2 protein-coding genes are annotated in these 2,314 nt (G+C 38.4%); both read right to left on the bottom strand.

Features of this window, described 5'->3' with window-relative positions; translation table 11 throughout:
* Positions 1–720: 720 nt before the first annotated feature.
* Positions 721–1,098 carry a hypothetical protein gene (locus AACU59_RS04930; protein WP_161437732.1) on the bottom strand — a complete coding sequence of 126 codons (378 nt, stop codon included), beginning with the start codon at positions 1,096–1,098 and terminating at the stop codon, positions 721–723.
* A 251-nt stretch (positions 1,099–1,349) separates the two neighbouring features.
* Positions 1,350–1,697, bottom strand: coding sequence for a DUF3024 domain-containing protein (locus AACU59_RS04925; RefSeq protein ID WP_017042813.1), 348 nt, complete (start codon positions 1,695–1,697; stop codon positions 1,350–1,352).
* Positions 1,698–2,314: the final 617 nt, after the last annotated feature.

Here is a 2,314-nt window from a genome sequence, read left to right as displayed (position 1 = left end):
TAACGCCCAATTAAGGGGTGAGCAACGCTACCACCCAACCTAAAGCATTGTACCGTAAACACTAAATTTGAAGTAGAATCAAAAATGCCAAGCGTTGGGAATCCCTCTTAAATTGTTTGTTATGTGAATTTCACGCTTCATTCAAAGTAAACCACCGTAAAAACGAAGAAATCTTAATAAGTTACCTGCAAAAACGATGCTTACCAAAACCTAAATTTCAAAGCGATCTGAGCCAAAGATAGCCACTTGCAGAATCAACAACAAAGAAAGCGCCCTTTCAGCCACAACCAAACCTTTTTCGACACCAGACTTTCAGAGCTGAGCTTCAGCAAGAGAATCAATCAAAAAGACATTTCAATTAAAGCGATTTGAAACCTACAAAACTCAATACAAAGCAGATCCAAAACTCCATTGAGGCAACCCAAGAACCTTGAAAACGATCAATCTCAAGTTGTTCAAGAATCCATTTCGACTAAGCCAACTTGCCTATGACACGAAACGAATTCTCAATGAAATCGTAGATTTAACCTTAAAAACTCATCCAACACATAACGCCCGCCTAAGGGACTGGCAACACATAACACCAAACTCAACAAACGTAACCACTTCGGCTCATTGGGACTGGAAACGCCACGTGTTGACAGTCCCTCTTAAGGCGTTTGTTATGTTTATGGAAAAAAACCAACATCGAATGACAAGTAAATTCAAAAAAATACCATATCAATTTTGAGGCTGTGTGTAATAAGACCAGAGTATACCAGATATAAGAATTGAAAAAGAAAACTCCATACCAACACGGATATAAAAAATTGAAGGTATTTCTTGGACTGATATTGAATAAAGAAATAAAGGATAAAGCTCCACTATAATAATTGATACTGGATATATAAAACATATTAATTTAACTTCATTTATCTTATATATCTTTAGATCTCTCCATACTCCAATCAAGCCGGAAACAGATAAAAAAACCATAACATACATGACTGTAATCATGATTTTCTGCACCATATCCCCCTCGAAAGAATATGCCATTGGAATAGAAATTGACAGCATTAAGATTAGTACTATAAAGGGTGATATTTTCTTTATATCCATAAATTAACTCCTAAGTTTAAGTTTAAGTTTAAGTTTAAGTTTAAGTAGATGATTGGTTTAACTCACTAAATTCAGATTATCTTTTACTAACTATGATTGCCATAGTAAAAAGCACATAACGCCCGCTTAAGGGGCAGACAACGCTACTACCAAGTTTCCGCATAACACCGCAATCACACAAACCAACGCATAGTAAAAATGCCCCGCGTTGGCTGTCCCTCTTGAAGCGTTTGTTATGTACCTGGTTGGTTCTATCCCCAGAAACACCCATAAGTATCGTCTTCTAGTATTTCCAAGAAAGCTTCTAGAAGTTGAATCTCTGGGATTGGCTCATACGAATGCCATTTTTGGTCGGATTTCATCCAGTAAATTTTCCACGCGTCACGCGACTTATAATATTTGACTTTGGCTACTGGGCACTCCATTTTTTCGGATGGATCATTCCACTTAGGACGTATCTCGAAGATTTCGATGACCTGCCCCTCTAACCGATACCCAATATCAAGTTGATTGCGGATCTCTTCTGGCGGTCGACAAGAATCAAGGTACTTCTCCACTGCCTTTCTGTAACGCTGTTGCTCAATTTCTGAAAATGCCATATCTATCACCTAACCCTTTAATTAAGCTAAGTTTACGACCTAATTTCATACGTTGGCTAGGTTAATTTTCGAGAAAGTACATAACGCCCGGCTAAGGGGTTGACAACGCACCGCTGAACTTAAAAAACACACTGTAAACACTGAACTGCAATTTTGCACCAAAGCCGCCACGCGTTGACAATCCCTCTTGAGCCGTTTGTTAGGCCAACCAATTGACACCGACACTTTCACAACCAAAGAACGAGATTTTTTGTGAATTTTAAACCAACTAACTGATTCATTTATAAACCAAAATGCTAAATCAGCAAAGAAACAAAAAAACTCAAATTGAGCGGTTTGGAAGAAAAGTGACGAGCGTAGCATGCTCGGCGGACGTTTGGATGCTGAAGGTTATTTTACCGCTAAACTCACAACGAAAAGCAACCCAACGCGATCAAGAAACAGCAAATATGTGATGATTATTTATTGCTTAAGTTAAGCCACAAAACATGGAATTTACCGTTCAATTCAAACCCGATTTAGCTGATAAAAACTCACTTTGCCTAACGCCCGGCTAAGGGGTTGACAACGCATAGCCGAACTCAAAAAACACACCGTAATCACTGAACTTCAATTTT

Source organism: Vibrio sp. V23_P3S9T160, from assembly GCF_963886625.1.
In the GTDB taxonomy this organism is placed as follows: domain Bacteria; phylum Pseudomonadota; class Gammaproteobacteria; order Enterobacterales; family Vibrionaceae; genus Vibrio; species Vibrio anguillarum.
Note: the sequence above shows the minus strand (reverse complement) of the source record. Positions and strands in the feature narration are given on the sequence as shown.

What these genes read in the sequence shown, in the direction of transcription:
- AACU59_RS04930 (WP_161437732.1), bottom strand. Translation starts at nt 1,098, where the DNA reads ATGGATATAAAGAAAATATCACCCTTTATAGTACTAATCTTAATGCTG.
- AACU59_RS04925 (WP_017042813.1), bottom strand. Translation starts at nt 1,697, where the DNA reads ATGGCATTTTCAGAAATTGAGCAACAGCGTTACAGAAAGGCAGTGGAG.